21 protein-coding genes are annotated in these 17,820 nt (G+C 61.0%); 11 read left to right on the top strand and 10 right to left on the bottom strand.

Features of this window, described 5'->3' with window-relative positions; all coding sequences use genetic code 11:
• Nucleotides 1-19 precede the first annotated feature (19 nt).
• The 4 genes from lysA to argH form a co-directional block, all read right to left on the bottom strand.
• On the bottom strand, nt 20-1,285 hold the full coding sequence (gene lysA, locus GOX88_RS13690; protein ID WP_170402760.1) for a diaminopimelate decarboxylase: 1,266 nt from the start codon (nt 1,283-1,285) through the stop codon (nt 20-22).
• A 65-nt stretch (nt 1,286-1,350) separates the two neighbouring features.
• Nucleotides 1,351-1,500 carry a hypothetical protein gene (locus GOX88_RS13695; protein WP_170402762.1) on the bottom strand — a complete coding sequence of 50 codons (150 nt, stop codon included), beginning with the start codon at nt 1,498-1,500 and terminating at the stop codon, nt 1,351-1,353.
• An 81-nt stretch (nt 1,501-1,581) separates the two neighbouring features.
• On the bottom strand, nt 1,582-1,767 hold the full coding sequence (locus GOX88_RS13700) for an argininosuccinate lyase (protein WP_437436425.1): 186 nt from the start codon (nt 1,765-1,767) through the stop codon (nt 1,582-1,584).
• Complete coding sequence (gene argH / locus GOX88_RS13705) at nt 1,764-3,152, bottom strand: argininosuccinate lyase (protein WP_170402765.1); 1,389 nt, start codon at nt 3,150-3,152, stop codon at nt 1,764-1,766. The genes GOX88_RS13700 and argH overlap by 4 nt, the downstream gene beginning before the upstream one ends.
• Before the next feature lie 21 nt (nt 3,153-3,173).
• Here argH and GOX88_RS13710 point away from each other — a divergent pair, with 21 nt between their 5' ends.
• The 10 genes from GOX88_RS13710 to yddG all read left to right on the top strand — a co-directional run bounded on the left by GOX88_RS13710 (nt 3,174) and on the right by yddG (nt 11,162).
• Nucleotides 3,174-3,740: a TlpA disulfide reductase family protein gene (locus tag GOX88_RS13710; protein ID WP_170402768.1), complete on the top strand. Its 567-nt coding sequence runs from the start codon at nt 3,174-3,176 to the stop codon at nt 3,738-3,740.
• Nucleotides 3,741-3,831: 91 nt separating this feature from the next.
• Entirely contained in the window at nt 3,832-4,161 is a 330-nt protein-coding gene (locus GOX88_RS13715) for a hypothetical protein (RefSeq protein ID WP_170402771.1), read from the top strand.
• A 59-nt stretch (nt 4,162-4,220) separates the two neighbouring features.
• A complete protein-coding gene (locus GOX88_RS13720; RefSeq protein ID WP_170402773.1) occupies nt 4,221-4,607 on the top strand; it encodes a hypothetical protein in 387 nt (128 codons plus the stop codon).
• On the top strand, nt 4,604-5,575 hold the full coding sequence (locus GOX88_RS13725) for a sterol desaturase family protein (RefSeq protein ID WP_170402776.1): 972 nt from the start codon (nt 4,604-4,606) through the stop codon (nt 5,573-5,575). The genes GOX88_RS13720 and GOX88_RS13725 overlap by 4 nt, the downstream gene beginning before the upstream one ends.
• Before the next feature lie 93 nt (nt 5,576-5,668).
• Nucleotides 5,669-5,857, top strand: coding sequence for a hypothetical protein (locus tag GOX88_RS13730; protein ID WP_170327206.1), 189 nt, complete (start codon nt 5,669-5,671; stop codon nt 5,855-5,857).
• A gap of 91 nt (nt 5,858-5,948) precedes the next feature.
• Nucleotides 5,949-6,782: an EAL domain-containing protein gene (locus GOX88_RS13735; RefSeq protein ID WP_170402779.1), complete on the top strand. Its 834-nt coding sequence runs from the start codon at nt 5,949-5,951 to the stop codon at nt 6,780-6,782.
• A gap of 183 nt (nt 6,783-6,965) precedes the next feature.
• Complete coding sequence (locus GOX88_RS13740; RefSeq protein WP_170327208.1) at nt 6,966-8,141, top strand: acetyl-CoA C-acetyltransferase; 1,176 nt, start codon at nt 6,966-6,968, stop codon at nt 8,139-8,141.
• A 186-nt stretch (nt 8,142-8,327) separates the two neighbouring features.
• A complete protein-coding gene (gene phbB, locus GOX88_RS13745; RefSeq protein WP_039523022.1) occupies nt 8,328-9,050 on the top strand; it encodes an acetoacetyl-CoA reductase in 723 nt (240 codons plus the stop codon).
• Nucleotides 9,051-9,351: 301 nt separating this feature from the next.
• Nucleotides 9,352-10,299, top strand: a complete 948-nt coding sequence (locus GOX88_RS13750) for a transcriptional regulator GcvA (RefSeq protein ID WP_170402782.1) — start codon at nt 9,352-9,354, stop codon at nt 10,297-10,299.
• Nucleotides 10,296-11,162 (top strand): aromatic amino acid exporter YddG, encoded by an 867-nt coding sequence (yddG, locus tag GOX88_RS13755; protein WP_170402784.1) that lies wholly within the window; start codon nt 10,296-10,298, stop codon nt 11,160-11,162. Before GOX88_RS13750 ends, yddG begins: the two co-directional genes overlap by 4 nt.
• On the opposite strand, the gene GOX88_RS13760 is transcribed toward yddG, so the two are convergent.
• The 3 genes from GOX88_RS13760 to GOX88_RS13770 all read right to left on the bottom strand — a co-directional run bounded on the left by GOX88_RS13760 (nt 11,159) and on the right by GOX88_RS13770 (nt 12,430).
• Nucleotides 11,159-11,323, bottom strand: coding sequence for a YdcH family protein (locus GOX88_RS13760; protein WP_170327212.1), 165 nt, complete (start codon nt 11,321-11,323; stop codon nt 11,159-11,161). The genes yddG and GOX88_RS13760 overlap by 4 nt on opposite strands.
• Nucleotides 11,324-11,444: 121 nt before the next feature.
• Entirely contained in the window at nt 11,445-12,218 is a 774-nt protein-coding gene (locus tag GOX88_RS13765) for a tRNA1(Val) (adenine(37)-N6)-methyltransferase (RefSeq protein WP_170402787.1), read from the bottom strand.
• The gene (locus GOX88_RS13770) at nt 12,215-12,430 is read right to left on the bottom strand and encodes a putative signal transducing protein (RefSeq protein ID WP_170327214.1); all 216 of its coding nucleotides are present in this window, start codon (nt 12,428-12,430) and stop codon (nt 12,215-12,217) included. The genes GOX88_RS13765 and GOX88_RS13770 overlap by 4 nt, the downstream gene beginning before the upstream one ends.
• Nucleotides 12,431-12,486: 56 nt before the next feature.
• Between GOX88_RS13770 and GOX88_RS13775 the strand changes: the two genes are divergently transcribed.
• The gene (locus GOX88_RS13775; protein ID WP_170402790.1) at nt 12,487-13,485 is read left to right on the top strand and encodes a polyprenyl synthetase family protein; all 999 of its coding nucleotides are present in this window, start codon (nt 12,487-12,489) and stop codon (nt 13,483-13,485) included.
• Here GOX88_RS13775 and GOX88_RS13780 read toward each other — a convergent pair.
• The 3 genes from GOX88_RS13780 to GOX88_RS13790 all read right to left on the bottom strand — a co-directional run bounded on the left by GOX88_RS13780 (nt 13,478) and on the right by GOX88_RS13790 (nt 17,752).
• Complete coding sequence (locus GOX88_RS13780; RefSeq protein WP_170402793.1) at nt 13,478-14,299, bottom strand: 4-(cytidine 5'-diphospho)-2-C-methyl-D-erythritol kinase; 822 nt, start codon at nt 14,297-14,299, stop codon at nt 13,478-13,480. The genes GOX88_RS13775 and GOX88_RS13780 overlap by 8 nt on opposite strands.
• Nucleotides 14,289-16,004, bottom strand: coding sequence for a tetratricopeptide repeat protein (locus tag GOX88_RS13785; RefSeq protein ID WP_174826123.1), 1,716 nt, complete (start codon nt 16,002-16,004; stop codon nt 14,289-14,291). The genes GOX88_RS13780 and GOX88_RS13785 overlap by 11 nt, the downstream gene beginning before the upstream one ends.
• 101 nt (nt 16,005-16,105) lie before the next feature.
• The gene (locus GOX88_RS13790; RefSeq protein WP_170402800.1) at nt 16,106-17,752 is read right to left on the bottom strand and encodes an electron transfer flavoprotein-ubiquinone oxidoreductase; all 1,647 of its coding nucleotides are present in this window, start codon (nt 17,750-17,752) and stop codon (nt 16,106-16,108) included.
• Nucleotides 17,753-17,820 lie beyond the last annotated feature (68 nt).

Genomic DNA, 17,820 nt, shown 5'->3' on the forward strand with positions numbered 1-17,820 from the left:
GGCCCGCGCGGTCATCGCGTCAAAGCCACGTGGGTATGGTATCGCGGTTTATGATTTCGTCAAAGCTTGGCCGTTCACGAATAACTGCAAATTGATCCCCATGCACCAGAACCTCAGGGATCAAGGGCCGGGTGTTGTATTCGCTTGCCATCACGGCACCATAAGCCCCGGCGCTGCGGAAGGCGACCAGATCACCAGCCGCAAGCGGCGGCATGTTGCGCTGTTTGGCGAAGGTATCACCAGTTTCACAGACCGGGCCGACGATGTCATAGGGCTGTTGCTCGACGCCCGGTTCGGGCTCCTGAACAGCGACGATATCGTGATGTGCCTCGTACATCGCAGGGCGGATCAGGTCGTTCATGGCGCCGTCGAGGATCAGGAAATCGCGGCCTTCGCCGGATTTCACATAGATCACCTTGCTGACCATAAGACCCGCATTGCCTGCGATCAGACGGCCCGGCTCAATCTCGATCTCGCAACCCAGATGGCCCAGCGTTTTCTTGATCAACGCGCCATATTCCACCGGCAGCGGCGGCGCGTCATTGGCACGGGTGTAGGGAATTCCCAGCCCCCCGCCCAGATCAAGGCGGCGAATGTTGTGGCCCTCGGCGCGCAGTTGTTCGGTCAGCTCAGCGACCTTGCTATAGGCCAGCTCGAACGGCTCCAGCTCGGTCAGTTGCGAGCCGATATGGACGTCGATGCCGATCACCTCCAACCCCGGCAGGGTGGCGGCATGGGCATAAACCTCGGACGCACGGGCGATCGGGATGCCAAACTTGTTTTCCGACTTGCCGGTGGCGATCTTGGCATGGGTCTTGGCATCCACGTCCGGGTTCACCCGCACGGTGATCGGCGCAACGACGCCCAGATCAAGCGCCACGGCGTTGATCGCTTCCATCTCGGGCTCGGATTCCACGTTGAACTGGCGGATGCCTCCGGTCAGCGCGGTGCGGATTTCATCGGCGGTTTTACCCACACCCGAAAACACGATCTTGTCGCCCGGAACACCCGCAGCCTTGGCGCGCAGATATTCCCCGCCCGAGACCACGTCCATCCCGGCGCCCGCCTGCGCCAGCGTTTTCAGGATCGCCTGGTTACTGGCCGCTTTCATCGCATAGCAGACAAGGTGATCGGTGCCCTCAAGCGCGTCATCGAACAGCTGAAAATGCCGCAGCAGGGTCGCGGTGGAATAGACGTAAAACGGGGTTCCGACCGCGGCAGCGATTTCGGAGATCGGGACATCCTCGGCGTAAAGCGCGCCGTCGCGGTAGAGAAAGTGATCCATGACTGCGCGCTTAGACCAAAACCGCCCGCCGGATCAATGGATTCTGCGCAGCCCCAAGCGTTCCGTCAGTTGGTTGTCGACACACCAACCCGCGCATACCCAGAGACCGAGACGCCCGAGCTGCCCGAATTCGCCTCGGGTTCGGAACGGGGAGTGTAGGAAGGATCACAGGCCGCAAGCACGGCGAGGGACAGGATCAGGCCGAAAAATTTCATCGTGTCGTCTTATGTTTAGGAGTTGGCGCAGGGCCAGTCATACCATGCAGATAGGGGCGCGGTAATCAATTTGCAAAGGTGTCAGACGCCCAGATAAACGCCCAAACCACCGCGTCGGAACCCAACACCACCACCGACATGGGTGCCGCTGCTGCCAACGCCGACACCCAGGCTTGCCGTTGGCTGGATCGGTTCGCCATCGGCACCGCAGGCGGCCAGGGCAAACCCGGCCGCGATAAGCAGGACCACACGTAGTATTTGCATCATACCAGCGCCTTCCACCGTTTGATCTGGGCACGCACCTGATCAGGTGCGGTACCGCCATAAGACTGACGCGAGTTTACCGAGTTTTGGACTGTAAGGACAGAATAGACATCATCGGTGATCTCGGCGTGGACGGATTGCATGTCTTCCAGCGTCAGGTCGGGCAGGTCGCAGCCCTTGCCCTCGGCCATTGCCACAAGCGACCCGGTAACGTGGTGCGCGTCGCGGAAGGGCAGGCCCAGCACCCGCACCAGCCAGTCGGCCAGGTCGGTCGCGGTCGAGAAACCGGACCCTGCCGCCGCAGCCAGACTTTCGCGGTTGGCGGTCATGTCCTTGACCATGCCCTCCATCGCCGCCAGCGCCAGCATCCAGTTGTCGGCGGCGTCAAAGACCTGTTCCTTGTCTTCCTGCATGTCTTTGGAATAGGCCAGCGGCAGCCCCTTCATCACCATCATCAGCGCAGTGTTGGCACCGTAGATCCGTCCCACCTTGGCGCGGATCAGTTCGGCTGCGTCTGGGTTTTTCTTCTGCGGCATGATCGACGACCCGGTCGAGAACCGGTCGGACAGCGTGACAAACCGGAACTGGGCCGAGGACCAGATCACCAGTTCCTCGGCAAACCGCGACAGATGCACGGCGCAGATCGAAGCAGTCGACAGGAACTCCAGCGCGAAATCGCGGTCGCTGACGGCGTCCAGCGAGTTGGCAGCGGGACGGTCAAAGCCCAGCGCCTGCGCCGTCATCTGGCGGTCGATGGGAAAGGACGTTCCGGCCAGCGCCGCAGCCCCCAAGGGGGATTCGTTCATCCGCGCGCGCGCATCCCGCACGCGGCTCAGGTCACGACCAAACATCTCGACATACGCCATCATGTGATGGCCCCATGTCACCGGCTGCGCGGTTTGCAGGTGGGTGAAGCCCGGCATGACCCAATCGGCGCCCGCCTCGGCCTGCGCCAAAAGCGCGCGGATCAGAGCCAACAGACCAGTTTCGGCCGCGTCCAGTTGATCGCGAACCCACAGCTTGAAATCGGTCGCCACCTGGTCATTCCGGCTGCGGCCCGTGTGCAAACGGCCCGCGGGCTCGCCAATCACCTCTTTCAGCCGCGCTTCGACATTCATGTGGATGTCTTCCAACGCGGTCGAGAACTGAAATTCGCCGTTCTGGATTTCTGACAAAACGGTGAGCAGCCCTTCCCGAATTGCTTCGGCGTCACTATCAGTAATAACGCCTGTGGCCGCCAGCATGGCGGCATGGGCGCGCGAGCCTGCGATGTCCTGGGCTGCCATCCGCTGATCGAACCCGATCGAGGCATTGATTGCCTCCATGATCGCGTCTGGACCGGCGGCAAAGCGGCCGCCCCACATCTGGTTCGAGGATTGATCGGTCATGTAAGAAAACCCGGAGTTGATATGCGCCTATTTCGTCTGATCCCCCTTTATATGGCCCTTGCGCTGGGTGCAAATGCGGCTTTGGCCATGGATGCGGAAACTCTGGGCCCGCTGCGCGAGGGCACGCTGAAACGGCTGATCCTGCATAAAGAGCCGAAACCGGTCGAAGCGGTCGAGTTTCAGCTGGAAGATGACGGCGGCACCGCGACGCTTGAGGATTACAGGGGCAAATATGTTCTGCTGAACTTCTGGGCCACGTGGTGCGCGCCCTGCCGCAAGGAAATGCCGCAGATCGCCGAGCTGCAGGCAGAGTTTGGCGGCGACAAGTTCGAGGTGCTGACACTGGCCACCGGGCGCAACTCGCCTGCAGGGATCAAGAAATTCTTCGAAGAGAACGGCATCGAAAACCTGCCCCGCCATCAGGACAAAGGCTCGGCCGTGGCGCGGGAATTCGGCGTGATCGCGCTGCCGATCACGGTGATCCTCGATCCCGACGGCAATGAGATCGCCCGGCTGATCGGGGACGCCGATTGGAATTCGGACAGCGCAAAAGCGATTATTTCAACGCTGGTGGGCGCTGAAAGCTAAGGAATACGCCATTCCCAGCAATCTGTGCTAGACTGGAACCGGCCCCGATGGGCCGGTTTTTCGTTTGTTACCTTTTGGAAGGGAGGCGACTATGAAACCCGTCGTTCTGTTGATTGGCCGCTTGCCCAACGTCATCGGCGATGTGGCGCGGCAGTTGGATCACATGCCGATTCAATGGCTGGGGGCACATGACCCCGACGAGGTCCGGCGGCAACTGGATGCCGAGCCCCGGATTGTCTGCGCCATCATGGGCGCCGGTCTGGATGACAAGATACGCGGCGAGTTGGTCGGCATCATCGCCGCACGCAGGCCGGATATCTGCATTCACCTCAAGGATCGCGCCTCGGGCCCCGACGGACTGGTGCCCTTTGTGAAACGTGTGGTGCAGCACGAAATACTCGACACGCTCGAAGCAGGCTGACGCCACGCAACCTTTGACAGCATCCTGACTGCTCTGCACTCTGCGGGCGGGAGGATGGAATGCCGCTTGAAATACTGCTGGTTCTGGTTGTCGGAGGCATCGTTGGCGTGACGGTGTTGCTGCATTTGACCGGGCGGTCACGGGTACGCGAACTGACCCCCGAGACCGCGCGCGCGGAATGGCTGCGTCACGCGCCCGACGACGAGATCATCGACATCACCATTGCACATGACAAACACTCGGCCCTGATCCGGACAGAGACCGGCAACGGGCTGCTGTGGTCTTTCGGTGCCGATACCGTAGCCCGGCATCTGCTGGATTTCGACTGGCTGGATCACCCCGAAGGGTTTGAGATCCAGTTCCACGAATTCGGCACACCCAAAGCCATCGTCCGCCTTGACGAATTCGAACGCCCGCACTGGGAACATCTGATGGACCCCTCATGACCGACCAAGTGACCTTTCCCGATGCCGTGCAGTGGGCGGTACCGTTTTTCATCGCCGCCATTCTGGCCGAGTTTGTGTGGATCGCCATCAAGGGCAAGGGCGGCCGGTATGAGACGCGCGATGCGGTGACCTCGCTGGTGATGGGGGCGGGAAATATCGCCTCGGGCTTTTTGCTGGGCTTCATCGCCTATGGGTTTTTCATGTGGCTGTGGCAGATCACGCCGCTGAACCTGGGCACCTCGATCCCGGTGATCATCCTGTGCTTTGTACTGGACGATCTGCGCTATTACTGGGTGCATCGCTTTGGCCACCGCATCCGCTGGGTCTGGGCCAGCCATGTGAATCACCACAGCTCGCAACACTACAACCTGACCACCGCGCTGCGACAGACCTGGACCTATACCTTCACCTTCATGATGCTGGTGCGCGCGCCGCTGATCCTGCTGGGCTTTCACCCGGCGATGGTGCTGTTCTGCGGCGGGTTGAACCTGATCTACCAGTTCTGGATTCACACCGAAGCCATCGGCAAGATGCCCCGCTGGTTCGAGGCGGTGATGAACACCCCCAGCCACCACCGTGCCCATCATGGCCGCAACGCGCGCTATCTGGATTGCAACTATGCAGGTGTCTTCATCATCTGGGACAAGATGTTCGGCACTTTCGTACCTGAACAAGACGATGACCGCGTCGATTATGGCCTGGTCCATAATATCGGCACGTTCAACCCGCTGCGCGTGGCGTTCCACGAATGGGTCGGCATCTGGCGTGACGCGACGCGACCGGGGCTGACCCTGCGCGAGCGTCTGGCCTATTGCTTTGCGCCACCGGGTTACAGCCATGACGGCAGCCGTGACAGTTCTGAGCAGATCAAAGCCAAACACCTGGCCCGCTACCCCGAAGATCGCGGAACGCCCGGATTCGAGCAATATGAGGCAGAAACGCCCAATACGCAGGCAAAACAGGCTTAAATCCGCCGATCCGGCACCCCCCGTTCCTTGAAAGCGGAAATTCACATTCCATATTCAGCGGATGTGACCCGTATCAAGTAGCCGGAGGCCGAAATGTCCAGATTGACGAGTGTATCAACCGTTCTTGGTCTGGTCGGGCTGGTGCTGGCTATGCTGACGGCATTGGCAGGCGGCGCCCCCAGCCTCATCGCGCTGGGGTTTGTCATGCTGGCACTGGGCTTCATGGGCGCAGTAATCGGCGCAGCGGCCGCCTTGGGCCGCGTCTGGGAAACGGTGCGCTGAACCGCATCATTTTCTCCCCCCTTAACCGCAGATTCATAGTTTTGCTCTGAAATCAGATCCCGAGCGGCGACGTAATGGGAATGGCAAGGCTATGCGGGGAAAAGAACAGGCAGATATGCCCGAGGGTGCCGAAAGCCCTCTGAACGCGGCTGTTACATCTCGTGACACCTCCACCGTTCAAATGGCGACCGAGGCCGTAAAGCACAAACAGTGTAAACTGGCCTTTCAACCCATCATGCAGGCGCATCCCCCGTTTGGTGTAGCGTTCTACGAAGGATTCATTCGGGTGCTGGATGAAACCGGGCGGGTCATTCCCGCACGGGATTTCATGCCCCAACTGGAAAACACTCCCATCGGGCGGGATCTGGATTGCGTCGCGTTGGAGATGGGGCTGCGAACGCTGGCCAGAAACCCCGACATCCGCCTGTCGATCAACATGTCCGCGCGCTCGATCGGGTATGCGCGGTATTCGCGGGTGCTGGAGCGGTTTCTGAAAAAAGATGCCGGTATCGGCGAACGGCTGATCCTCGAAATTTCGGAAAGTTCGGCGATGACGGTGCCGGAACTGGTGATCGATTTCATGGATCGGCTGCAACCGCGCGGCGTCGCCTTTGCGCTGGATGATTTCGGAGCCAGCAATTTCAGCTTCCGCCATTTCCGAGAGTTCCTGTTCGACGCCGCCAAGATCGACGGGCAATTCGTGCGCGGCATCAGCGACAACCCCGACAATCAGGCGCTGGTCCGCGCCCTGGTCGCGGTGGCACGAGAGTTTGAAATTCTGGTGACGGCCGAATCGGTGGAAACCAAGGCAGACGCCGAATTCCTTGTGGCCAATGGCGTGGACTGTTTGCAGGGGTTCCTGTTCGGTGCCCCCACCGTTTCGGCCCCGTGGAAGGACGTGAAAACCCAGCAAACCGGCAGCTAACCACGCAAAACTGCCCTTAGGGCACCCTGAGACAAGGTGACCGTTGCTGCAATTGCAGCATTACGCTATGCCATGTGCAGTTGGAGCGGGGGATCAGGAGGCGCTCTGGTTCACAGGGGCCTTGCCTTTGCGATCCGCGCCGTTACGGTTCCCACAGGACCTTGATGGTAAAGGATTGTCTATATGACCAACGTAGTAATCGCATCCGCAGCACGCACCGGTGTCGGCAGTTTTGGCGGCTCGTTTGCAAACACACCCGCACATGACCTGGGGGCCGCCGTTCTTGAGGCCGTCGTCGAGCGCGCCGGCGTCGAAAAGGGTGAGGTAAGCGAAACCATCATGGGTCAGGTGCTGACCGCGGCTCAGGGTCAGAACCCGGCCCGTCAGGCACATATCAATGCCGGTCTGCCGCAGGAAAGCGCGGCCTGGGGCATCAACCAGGTCTGCGGTTCGGGCCTGCGTGCCGTCGCGCTGGGTGCTCAGCACATTCAGCTGGGCGATGCCGAAATCGTTGCCGCCGGCGGTCAGGAAAACATGACCCTCTCGCCCCACGCCGCCGCTCTGCGCGCCGGTCACAAGATGGGCGACATGAAGTATATCGACACCATGATCCGCGACGGCCTGTGGGATGCCTTCAACGGCTACCACATGGGTCAGACCGCCGAAAACGTCGCCGAGAAGTGGCAGATCAGCCGTGACATGCAGGACGAATTCGCCGTCGCCTCGCAAAACAAGGCCGAGGCCGCGCAGAAGGCCGGCAAGTTCGCAGATGAGATCGTGCCCTTCACCATCAAGACCCGCAAGGGTGACATCGTGATGGATAGCGACGAATACATCCGCCACGGCGCAACCATGGAGGCGATGGCCAAGCTGCGCCCCGCCTTCACCAAGGACGGTTCGGTCACCGCTGCAAACGCATCCGGCCTGAACGACGGCGCGGCGGCAACCCTGCTGATGTCGGCCGAAAATGCCGAGAAGCGCGGGATTGAGCCTCTGGCCCGCATCGCATCTTACGCGACCGCCGGTCTGGACCCGTCGATCATGGGCGTTGGCCCGATCTACGCGTCACGCAAGGCACTGGAGAAAGCGGGCTGGTCGGTTGACGATCTGGACCTGGTCGAAGCCAACGAAGCCTTTGCTGCGCAGGCCTGCGCCGTAAACAAGGACATGGGTTGGGACCCGTCGATCGTGAACGTCAACGGCGGCGCGATCGCCATCGGCCACCCGATCGGCGCATCCGGCTGCCGCGTTCTGAACACGCTGCTGTTCGAAATGAAGCGTCGTGATGCGAAGAAGGGTCTGGCGACCCTCTGCATCGGCGGCGGCATGGGTGTCGCTCTCTGCGTGGAGCGCGACTAAGTGCGTTGACAATTAATCATAAATGGGCGTCCGTCGGGCGCCCTTTTTTGTTACAATCACCCTTTACCCAATAGATGCGACAATATCACCGGACAGAAAAACGAAATCGAGCACGAAACGATATTGCGCAACAATCTCTCTCAGAGTAACAGAATTACCAAGCAGACTTAATTGGAGGAATCCTCAATGGCACGTACAGCACTCGTAACCGGCGGCTCCCGCGGCATCGGCGCAGCAATTTCCAAGGCGCTCAAGGCCGAAGGGTATAATGTTGCAGCCACCTATGCCGGGAACGACGAAGCGGCGGCAAAATTCACCGAGGAAACCGGCATTGCCACCTACAAGTGGAACGTGGCCGATTATGACGAATCCAAAGCGGGTATCGAAAAGGTCGAAGCCGAGGTTGGCCCGATCGACATCGTGGTTGCCAACGCGGGCATCACCCGCGATGCACCGTTCCACAAAATGACCCCGGAACAGTGGCACCAAGTGATCGACACCAACCTGACCGGCGTATTCAACACCGTACACCCCGTCTGGTCCGGCATGCGCGAGCGCAAGTTTGGCCGCGTGATCGTCATCAGCTCGATCAACGGTCAGAAGGGCCAGTTCGCGCAGGTAAACTATGCCGCAACCAAAGCGGGCGATTTGGGCATCGTGAAATCGCTGGCACAGGAAGGTGCGCGCGCAGGCATCACCGCCAACGCGATCTGCCCCGGCTACATCGCGACCGAGATGGTCATGGCGGTTCCGGAAAAAGTTCGTGAATCCATCATCGGTCAGATCCCGGCCGGTCGCCTGGGTGAGCCCGAGGAAATCGCCCGCTGCGTGGCGTTCCTGGCGTCCGACGATTCTCAGTTCATCAACGGCTCGACCATTTCGGCCAACGGTGCGCAGTTCTTCGTCTGATCCGACGATCCTGCAAAAAATTCGGGCCGGTCCTATTGGGCCGGCCCTTTTTTATCCCGTAAGAACGCGCGCGCTGCGCTCAGCGGGAACCGAACAGCCATTTCAGGGCGTTGTTGATTGCGCGGGACCGTTCCAGATGTGCGCGCTGAAAGGCGCGGGCAGTGGCCGGGTTCGTGGTGACCTCAATCATGGCAGTCTTCCTTTCAGTTCAACTCTGTTTGACTTGAACTAAATATGCGCCTTACATTTAAAGCTGACAAACGAGGTTTCTACAGACTTCAGTTAAGAATTTTTTGACACGATGAGCATACCCCTTCCCCCTCTGACTGCCTTGCGGGCCTTTGATGCCGCCGCGCGAAACATGTCCTTCGCCAAGGCGGCTGACGAATTGCATGTCACGCCGGCGGCGCTGTCCTTTCAGATCAAATCCCTTGAGGAACATCTGGGCCGCCCCCTGTTTCGACGCCTGAACCGCGCGGTAGAACTGACAGAGGCCGGGCGCGCCCTCGCCCCCGGTGCGGCCGAGGGGTTTGCCACGCTGCAGGCCGCGTGGCAGGCAACCCGGCGGCAGGGCGACGACACCAGCCTGACGGTGACCGCAGGCCCTGCGCTGACGGCCAAATGGCTGGCGCCGCGGCTCTATGACTTTGCTCGGTCGCATCCCGAGATTGACCTGAAGTTTTCAGCCACCCTGCGGATCGTGGATCTGGAACGCGACGATGTGGATGTGGCCATCCGCTTTGGCTATGGCCCGGATGAGGGGGTGTATTCCGTCCCCGTCCGCAAAGAATGGCTGACCCCGGTTATGACCCCCGAACTGGCCGAACAGTTTCCGACCGTCGAAAGCCTGAAGGACGCGCCGCTGATCCACGACGACTCGATTGCGTTTCTGCGGCCTCGTTGTGACTGGCCCACCTGGTTCCGGGCCGTGGGGATAGATTTCACGCCCGAGCATGGCGCGCGGTTCTCGAACGCCGATCACGCGATCGATGCCGCCGTTGCGGGTGTTGGCGTGGTGCTGGGCCGCCGCGCCATGATCCTGAAGGACATGACCGAGGGGCGGCTGGTTGCCCCCTTCAAGGTCGCCATCGAGACCCGCGGGCGGTTCCGCTTTCTGTGCCTGCCCGGTGCCGAAAACCGTCCGCAGATCGCAGCCTTTCGGGATTGGTTCGTTGCCGAGATCGAGAAAACCGCGCATATCTCGGACGAATTCAAGATCATCCCGGTCGAAGACATCCCATCCCCATGACCAGAACGCACGCAACTGCCATCGGGTTTATCGCCGTTTTGCTGTGGTCCCTGCTGGCCCTGTTCACCGTTGGATCGTCTCCGACCCCGCCCTTGCTGCTGAACACCATCTGCTTTTCGATCGGCGGCACGCTGGGCTTGATCTGGACCGGGGCCAATGGTGGACTGCGCCGGCTGCGCACGGTGCCCATGACAACATACTTGTTCGGCACAGCGGGGCTGTTTGGCTATCACGCGCTGTATTTCTCAGCCCTGCGTATGGCCCCGGCGGCCGAAGCCGGATTGATCGCCTATCTCTGGCCGCTGCTGATCGTGCTGTTTTCCGGGCTGCTGCCGGGTGAGAACCTGCGCCTCGGACATCTGATCGGTGCCTGCCTTGGCTTTGCCGGGGCGGCTGTGATCATTGCAGGGGGCGGCAGCATGGGGTTTCAGGCCGATCACCTGCCGGGTTATGGGCTGGCGCTGCTCTGCGCGCTGACATGGTCGGGCTATTCGGTCCTGTCGCGGCGACTGGGGGATACACCGACCAGTTCCGTCGCCGTGTTCTGCATCGCCGCGGCGGTTGCCTCGGGCCTTCTGCATATGGCGGTCGAAGACACTGTGTGGCCCGATGACTCCATCGGCTGGATATCGGTCGCGGCACTTGGGCTGGGACCGGTCGGGCTGGCGTTCTATGTCTGGGATATCGGGGTTAAGCAGGGCGACATCCAGATGCTGGGCACGGCGTCCTATGCGGCACCCCTGTTGTCTACGCTGGCTTTGGTTGTGGCCGGGATCGCCGCCCCGTCCTGGGGTCTGGCGATCGCGGCCGTGTTCATCGCAGGCGGCGCGGCGATCGCCGCGCGGGCCAGTATGAGACGCTAGTTCGACAGTCGCTCGATCTCTTCCTTCAGCCTAAGCTTCTGCTTTTTAAGCTGAGCAATATGGAGATCGTCGATGCCAGGCGAGCGTTGGGCTTGTTCTACTTCAAGACCGAGAGATTCGTGCTTTTTCTTCAGTTCGGTCAGGTGTGCGCTCACGCTCATGGCGATACTCCTCTGTTGGTGTCTGAGTTTCACGTAAGAAGTTGACCACATCGTTTCCACCCTGTCACGCTGCAGACGCACAGAAAATGTCATAAATCCGACAAATTCGGCTGGTTACTGCCTATCGGTCGAAAATGCCGCAGATCGCGGCCCCGTCGCGCAACACGGCTGAGACCTGAGTCGTATAGCTTTCGCCGTCTTTTTCGTGGCGGTCACCGTCATGCAAAATCAGCGGCGCGTGCAGCCGAAACGCCGCCTTACCGCCCTTTCTGGCGCGTAAAATCACCAGTTCGGCACCGCGACCAGTACGCGCGGCCAGCGGCAGCACCTCGACCGAGCCCAAACGCCCGGCGCAGCCCGCCAGCATGTCGGGCAGCCGGTCGGCCTTTTGGATCATGTGAAGATACCCGCGAGGCGCGAGGCGCTTGGCTGCGACGTCGAACCAGTCCGTCAGAGGTGTTTTCTCTCCCAAGGCCACGCTGCGCCCCTTATCCGCGGCAGGGCTGTGCGCCCCGGAGCGGTAATAAGGAGGGTTGGCGATCACGTGGTCGAATTGCCTCTGCTTCAGGTCGGCAGGCAGAGCGTTCAGGTCCGCTTCGATCACCTCCAGCGACGCGCCGTTTTCGACTGCATTTCGGCGGGCCAGATCGGCATAAGCAGGCTGCAGCTCTACCCCAACCCCCTGCAGCCCCGGCACGCGGGCCAGCAGACACAGGATCGCGGCACCGGCCCCGCAGCCCAATTCCAGCACGGTGTGACCACGTGTCGCCGGAACTGATGCCGCCAGCAGCACCGGATCCACCCCGGCGCGATAGCCCGCACGCGGCTGCCACAGGCGCACATGCCCGTTCAGAAAATCGTTACAAGTCAGGTCTGTATCGGGAAACAGGTTCATCGCCCCAGCGGAATGTCATTGTCGCGCATCACCCGTTCCGCCCGGATCAGGTCATCCGCCCGCACCATCAGGCGACGGGGGAAGATTCCGATGCCGCCTTCGAGGATGCTCATATTTACGTCCATCTGAAAGCAGTCTATATCCTCACCCTCAAGAAGGGCCGAAGCAAAGGCCAGGATCGTTGGATCGGTGCTGCGCAAAAGTTCTTTCATGGGGATGGATGTAAGGGCAAGGACCGCCGAAAGTCGAGCCTTGTATCAGGAGTGTGATGGATATCGACACGATCACAAAACCGCATGAGCGGCTGGCGGAAATCTTGGCTGGCGAAATGGACGCGGTCAATGAGCTGATCCGCACGCGCATGGCCTCGGAACATGCGCCGCGCATTCCCGAAGTGACCGCACATCTGGTTGAGGCCGGTGGTAAGCGCCTGCGTCCGATGCTGACCCTGGCGGCCGCGCGGTTGTTCGGCTATCCGGGTGACCACCATGTTCGGCTGGCGGCAACGGTCGAGTTCATCCACACCGCCACGCTGCTGCACGACGACGTGGTGGACGAAAGCGCCCAGCGGCGCGGACGGCCTACGGCGAACCTGTTGTGGGACAACAAATCAAGCGTTCTGGTGGGCGATTACCTGTTTTCCCGCAGCTTCCAGCTGATGGTCGAGACCGGATCGCTGCGGGTTCTGGACATTCTGGCCAATGCCTCGGCCACCATTGCCGAGGGCGAAGTGCTGCAAATGACAGCCGCCACCGATCTGGGCACGGATGAGGCGATTTACCTGCAGGTCGTGCGTGGCAAGACCGCCGCGCTGTTCTCAGCTGCAACCGAGGTCGGCGGCGTCATCGCCGGCGCGTCCGAGGAGCAGGTCAAGGCTCTGTACGACTATGGCGATGCGCTGGGTATTGCCTTCCAGATCGCCGATGATCTGCTGGATTATCAGGGCGATAGCAAAACCACCGGCAAGAATGTCGGTGACGATTTCCGTGAGCGCAAGCTGACCCTGCCGGTGATCAAGGCCGTGGCGCAGGCAACCCCCGAGGAACACGCCTTTTGGGAACGCACCATCGGCCGGGGCCGTCAGGAAGACGGTGATCTGGACCACGCGCTAAGCCTTATGGGCAAATACGGCACTCTGGACGCCACCCGCGCGGACGCGTTCGGATGGGCCGCCAAGGCCAAGGCATCGTTGGACGCCCTGCCCGATCATGAAATCCGCACCCTGCTGCGCGATCTGGCCGATTACGTGGTCTCGCGCCTCAATTAAGCTGCGTCGCGCGGCACCACCAATTGGGATGGGCCGCGCCGATTTCATAAGCCGCGAAATGCGCGTCATTCATCGTTGGATAAAGCGCGAAACAGGTCGAACCTGAGCCTGACATCCGGGCCAGAAGGGCCTGTTTGGTATCTGCCAGTTCCTCAAGCACACTGGCCACATCCGGGGCCAACCCGGTGGTGGGCGGCTCAAGGTCATTGCGCTGATCCTGCAACCACATGGCACAGTCCTCGGGTGTGTTGAAGGCTGGCATTGCGTCCGGCATGGGCGGGTTGTCACGGCTGACCAGAGCCGAGAACACCGTGCCTGTGGGCACTTCGACGCCGGGATTAACTAGCAAGGCGGGCAATGGGGGCAAAGTGATCGGGTCCAACCGCTCGCCTATACCGCGCATCCGCGTGCCAGATGCCAACATGCACACCGGAACATCCGCACCTAAAGACAATGCGGCATCCGGCGAGACAGCCACCCCTTGATCCGCAACCATCCGCAGAGTCGCTGCAGCGTCCGACGACCCGCCGCCGATCCCGCCGCCATGAGGCAGCACTTTGTTCAGATCGATATGCCCTGCCCAGCCCGCAGACTCGGCGGCTTTCCAGACCAGATTGCGGTTGTCCGTGGGCACACCCGCCGCATGTTCACCGGTGACCGTCATTGACAGTTCGGAGCCCGGTGTGAACGCCAGCGTGTCGCCGATATCCGCAAAGACCACCAGCGAATCCAGCAGGTGATAGCCGTCCGATCTCTGGCCGGTTACATGCAGGGTCAGGTTGATCTTGGCGGGCGCGAAGGCCTTAATGGCCATTGGCGACCTTCAGCGGCTCGGCCCCTTCTTCGGCCAGAACCGCGTCCAGCCCAATTTCCAGCTTGCGGCGGATGCGTTCGGGGTCGGCCTCGCCATCTGTATCTGACGGGTCGATGAAGGACAGGGCGCGGCTCCACTGGAACTCGGCCTCACGCCCGCGACCCACGGCCCAATAGACGTCCCCCAGATGGTCATTCACCACCGGATCGACCGGCATCAGTTCGACCGCGCGCTCCATATGCTCGACCGCTTCGTCATAGCGGCCCAGTCGGAACAGGACCCAGCCCAGACTGTCGACGATATAGCCGCTGTCGGGTCGCGCGGCGACGGCGCGTTCGATCATCTCGAGCGCTTCATCCAACTTTTCCTGCCGTTCGACCAGCGAATAGCCCAGATAGTTCAGCACCTGCGGCTGATCCGGGTTCAGCTCCAAGGCACGGCGGAAATCGGCCTCGGCCTGATCCCAGTTCTTCAGCCGCTCATGCGAGATACCGCGGGCATAATGCAGGAACCAGTTGCCGCCCACGCCGCTCTCGGTCAGCTCAATCGCCCTGTCATAAGACGCAATAGCGCTCGCGTATTCCTCTTGCTGGCGCCGCAGATCGGCCAGTGCCACATGCACGCTGGGCAGGTTTGGGCTTTGGTTGGCGAGCGTCTGCAACACTTCGGCGGCTGCATCTTTTTTGCCCCACCGGCTGAGCACTTCGGCCCGGCCAAGTTCGGCAGCGTGGTAATCGCTGCTGCTGGGCGGCACCTTGCGATAGGCGTCCACCGCCAGATCATATTGTTCCAGCTCGTCCAGCAGTTCGGCGCTCAGCAGGATCGCGTCCACGTGATCGGGCCGCAGGTAGGTGGCGATGCGCACATACAGCAGGACGTAGTTCTCAGCCGCCTCGTTGCTGAGCGCGGCGCCGACGGAAAAGAACACTTCGGCCATTCCGTCCTGAGCCGATTGCGCATGGGTGAACGGCAGCGTTTCACCGGCGCTCAGACGCGCGACATAACCTTCGATGGACGGATCACTGCCAGCGACAAAGACCTCTGCCAGAAACTGCAGCGCCTCGTCATGGCGGTCCAGTTGCGACAGGACTTCAGCCCGGGAAAGAGCCGCGCGGCGCGAAAAGCGGGACACAGCGCCATTGTTCGCCGAAAATACCTCTTCGGCCCCTTCAAAATCACCCACTGACGCCAGGGCCAGCGCCTTGTGGTACAGCGCAAAGTCCCGCAGCCCGTCCTGCGTGGCGACCTCATCGAATTGTTCCATGGCGCGGGTCATTGCACCCTGACCGATATAGGCCCAGCCCGCCATCAGACCGTCGACCAGAGGCCCCACGCCCTGTGTTTCGTGGTCCAGAGCCAACAGTTCGTCCAGCTTGCCGTCGGCCCCCAGATTGGCAGTGATCACCATTCGCGCCGCCTGACTGGGCAGGCCCATATCCTCGATCGCCTGTGCAACAGGCAGGGCACGCAGCACCTCACCCAGGGACAGGCGCGCCACGACAACGCTTTCCAACAGGGTCGCATTTTCGGGATCGGCCTTCAGGGCGCGGGCATAGTATTTCTCGGCTGCGGTATAGTCGTTCTCGTAAATCGCCTGACGGCCGGCCAGATAGGCGCCGAACCCATTATCCGCTTGTACCGGAAAAACAAAAGACGAGGTGAACAGCACAGCCAGCGCTGCGCGACGAACCAGAGAAACCACCAAAATCCTGCCTTGCTATTCTTGTCTGCGCAACAAGCTAGGGCTTTGGCTGGCAAGAGGCAATGGCAGAGCCTTCACGACCCTGCCAGTGCCCGGATTTTCGCTTACATGTTGGGATAGTTCGGGCCATCCCCGCCCTGCGGTGTGGTCCAGGTGATGTTCTGGCTGGGGTCCTTGATGTCGCAGGTTTTGCAGTGGACGCAGTTCTGGAAGTTGATCACGAATCGCGGACCGTCTTCATCCTCGACCATCTCGTACACACCCGCCGGGCAATAGCGCTGCGCCGGTTCGTCGAACTTGGGCAGGTTGACCTTCACCGGGATGTCCGGATCGGTCAGTTTCAGATGGCAGGGCTGGCTTTCCTCATGGTTGGTCATCGCAAAGGACACGTTGGTCAGACGGTCGAAGGACAGCGTGCCATCGGGTTTGGGATAGTCGATGGGCTGGTGCTTGCTTGCCTCTTCGGTCGATAGCGCGTCGTTCTTGCCGTGGCCCAACGTGCCCAAGAGCGAGAAGCCCAGCGTGTTGGTCCACATGTCCATGCCACCCAGCACAAGGCTGGCGGTCAGGCCGTATTTCGACCACAGAGGCTTGACGTTGCGCACCTTTTTCAGGTCGCTGCCAATGGGGCCATCGTGCACGTCGGTCTCGTAAGCGGTCAGCTCATCGCCCGAACGGTCGGCCTTGATCGCGTCGAATGCGGCCTCGGCCGCGGCCTTGCCTGACAGCATCGCGTTGTGGTTGCCCTTGATGCGCGGCACGTTGACCATGCCCGCCGAACAGCCCAGCAGAGCCACGCCGGGTGCAACCAGTTTCGGCATCGACTGATAGCCGCCCTCGGTGATCGCACGGGCGCCGTAGGCTACGCGCTTGCCGCCTTTCAGCAGCTCGGCCACCATCGGGTGATGCTTGAAGCGCTGGAACTCCATGTACGGGTACAGGTGCGGGTTCTTGTAGTTCAGGTGCACCACGAAACCGACATAGACCTGATTGTTTTCCAGGTGATAGATGAACGAACCGCCACCTGCATTGCTGCCCAGAGGCCAGCCCATGGTGTGGGTGACAGTGCCTTCCTTGTGTTTGGCCGGGTCGATCTCCCAGATCTCTTTCATGCCGACGCCGTATTTCTGCGGCTCTTTACCGGCAGACAGGTCGTACTTTGCGATGACCTCTTTCGACAGCGAACCACGGACGCCTTCCGACAGGAAGACATATTTGCCGTGCAATTCCATGCCCGGTTCGGTGCCCGGACCGTAGGACCCATCGGGTTCCAGACCGAAGACACCGGCAACCACGCCCTTGACCTCACCATTGTCGCCATAGACCAGCTCGGAACAGGCCATGCCGGGGAAGATTTCGACGCCCATCTCTTCGGCCTGTTCAGCCATCCAGCGGCAGACATTGCCCATCGATACGATGTAGTTGCCGTGGTTGTTCATCAGCGGCGGCATCGGGAAGTTGGGGATGCGGATTTTACCGGCCTCACCCAGCATGTAGAAGTTGTCTTCGTGCACCGGCACGTTCAGCGGCGCGCCTTTTTCCTTCCAGTCCGGGATCAGCGCGTCCAGGCCGCAGGGGTCCAGCACCGCACCCGACAGGATATGCGCGCCCACTTCCGAACCCTTTTCCAGAACAACGACGTTTAGGTCCGCGTCCAGCTGTTTCAGACGGATGGCCGCCGACAAGCCCGCGGGGCCTGCACCCACGATCACCACATCGTATTCCATCGCTTCGCGTTCAATCTCGGCCATCGCGGGCTCCTTAGCTAACTTTCCGAATTGGCGCTTTCACTGCGTGGTCTGCGCAATATTGTTTCACG

The organism is Ruegeria arenilitoris, from assembly GCF_013030985.1.
Classification (GTDB): Bacteria; Pseudomonadota; Alphaproteobacteria; order Rhodobacterales; family Rhodobacteraceae; genus Ruegeria; species Ruegeria arenilitoris_B.

What these genes read in the sequence shown, in the direction of transcription:
- GOX88_RS13710 (WP_170402768.1), top strand. Translation starts at nt 3,174, where the DNA reads ATGCGCCTATTTCGTCTGATCCCCCTTTATATGGCCCTTGCGCTGGGT.
- GOX88_RS13700 (WP_437436425.1), bottom strand. Translation starts at nt 1,767, where the DNA reads ATGATGCAAATACTACGTGTGGTCCTGCTTATCGCGGCCGGGTTTGCC.
- GOX88_RS13735 (WP_170402779.1), top strand. Translation starts at nt 5,949, where the DNA reads ATGCGGGGAAAAGAACAGGCAGATATGCCCGAGGGTGCCGAAAGCCCT.
- GOX88_RS13780 (WP_170402793.1), bottom strand. Translation starts at nt 14,299, where the DNA reads ATGGCCATTAAGGCCTTCGCGCCCGCCAAGATCAACCTGACCCTGCAT.
- GOX88_RS13760 (WP_170327212.1), bottom strand. Translation starts at nt 11,323, where the DNA reads ATGAGCGTGAGCGCACACCTGACCGAACTGAAGAAAAAGCACGAATCT.
- GOX88_RS13715 (WP_170402771.1), top strand. Translation starts at nt 3,832, where the DNA reads ATGAAACCCGTCGTTCTGTTGATTGGCCGCTTGCCCAACGTCATCGGC.
- lysA (WP_170402760.1), bottom strand. Translation starts at nt 1,285, where the DNA reads ATGGATCACTTTCTCTACCGCGACGGCGCGCTTTACGCCGAGGATGTC.
- GOX88_RS13765 (WP_170402787.1), bottom strand. Translation starts at nt 12,218, where the DNA reads ATGAACCTGTTTCCCGATACAGACCTGACTTGTAACGATTTTCTGAAC.
- argH (WP_170402765.1), bottom strand. Translation starts at nt 3,152, where the DNA reads ATGACCGATCAATCCTCGAACCAGATGTGGGGCGGCCGCTTTGCCGCC.
- GOX88_RS13695 (WP_170402762.1), bottom strand. Translation starts at nt 1,500, where the DNA reads ATGAAATTTTTCGGCCTGATCCTGTCCCTCGCCGTGCTTGCGGCCTGT.
- GOX88_RS13725 (WP_170402776.1), top strand. Translation starts at nt 4,604, where the DNA reads ATGACCGACCAAGTGACCTTTCCCGATGCCGTGCAGTGGGCGGTACCG.
- phbB (WP_039523022.1), top strand. Translation starts at nt 8,328, where the DNA reads ATGGCACGTACAGCACTCGTAACCGGCGGCTCCCGCGGCATCGGCGCA.
- GOX88_RS13740 (WP_170327208.1), top strand. Translation starts at nt 6,966, where the DNA reads ATGACCAACGTAGTAATCGCATCCGCAGCACGCACCGGTGTCGGCAGT.
- GOX88_RS13775 (WP_170402790.1), top strand. Translation starts at nt 12,487, where the DNA reads ATGGATATCGACACGATCACAAAACCGCATGAGCGGCTGGCGGAAATC.
- GOX88_RS13790 (WP_170402800.1), bottom strand. Translation starts at nt 17,752, where the DNA reads ATGGCCGAGATTGAACGCGAAGCGATGGAATACGATGTGGTGATCGTG.
- GOX88_RS13730 (WP_170327206.1), top strand. Translation starts at nt 5,669, where the DNA reads ATGTCCAGATTGACGAGTGTATCAACCGTTCTTGGTCTGGTCGGGCTG.
- GOX88_RS13770 (WP_170327214.1), bottom strand. Translation starts at nt 12,430, where the DNA reads ATGAAAGAACTTTTGCGCAGCACCGATCCAACGATCCTGGCCTTTGCT.
- yddG (WP_170402784.1), top strand. Translation starts at nt 10,296, where the DNA reads ATGACCAGAACGCACGCAACTGCCATCGGGTTTATCGCCGTTTTGCTG.
- GOX88_RS13720 (WP_170402773.1), top strand. Translation starts at nt 4,221, where the DNA reads ATGCCGCTTGAAATACTGCTGGTTCTGGTTGTCGGAGGCATCGTTGGC.
- GOX88_RS13750 (WP_170402782.1), top strand. Translation starts at nt 9,352, where the DNA reads ATGAGCATACCCCTTCCCCCTCTGACTGCCTTGCGGGCCTTTGATGCC.